Genomic DNA, 818 nt, shown 5'->3' on the forward strand with positions numbered 1-818 from the left:
TTGGGGTCCCCTTTACGAATTTTTTTCGGTAAGACCACAGAGCAAGCACTGGCTCGGTCTTGTTCTACCGAAAGCACCGCAGAGGCTTTTCGTTGTAGCTCCGACCCTAAATGCCCCCGAAGTTTTAATCCTCCTGGCGTTAGGTGTAATACACATACCATACAGGTTTGATAATGCCCTGCCAATGCGTACAATTCCTCTATCATTTCAATACTTTCACTTTCATTATTGGCGGAACTAATTAAATCGGCAATACCGTCAATGACTACCAGATGAATCCCTGAATACTCGTAGTATAAAGTATCCATACATTGTCGAATGATTTTCATACGCTCTTTTCTTGGAATTTGAGTAAGACAATAGGCTTTAAAATTTAAAGGCATCGCATCGAGCTGAGCTCGTTTTAGTAATATGGAAATGTTGTCGTACAATTGATCTGCGGATTGTTCCGTATCGAAAAATAAAACCGCTTGATGCTCACAATAAGTTACGCTAAGCCCAAGTAAGTCTATTGGATTTTTACCTTGATATAAACTCCCTGCAATCATTGCAGCCACATAATGACTTTTTCCCGTTCCTTCACCTCCTGTAACCCCTAAAAGACTACTTTGCAATCCGATAGCTGCTCCTTTTAAGGTGATGATAATCTTTTGCTTGGCGGGTGGTTGATGCCATTGAATTTCACAGGATTGTAATAATGAAAGTCCTTGCTGATATTTTTTTTGAAGCATTTTCAAAAACAATGTTTTTAAATCCTTAGCGGTATAGCCTTGCTGAAAATAGTTCGATATGTCTTTATCGTCTTTAGTTCCTGATAA

1 protein-coding gene is annotated in these 818 nt (G+C 39.2%); it reads right to left on the reverse strand.

The features are described from left to right. The coding region (locus tag VQ048_RS12290) for an AAA family ATPase (RefSeq protein ID WP_327611937.1) at positions 1-818 on the reverse strand (818 nt) is incomplete at both ends.

Source organism: Bergeyella anatis (assembly GCF_036016955.1).
GTDB lineage: Bacteria > Bacteroidota > Bacteroidia > Flavobacteriales > Weeksellaceae > JAYWXI01.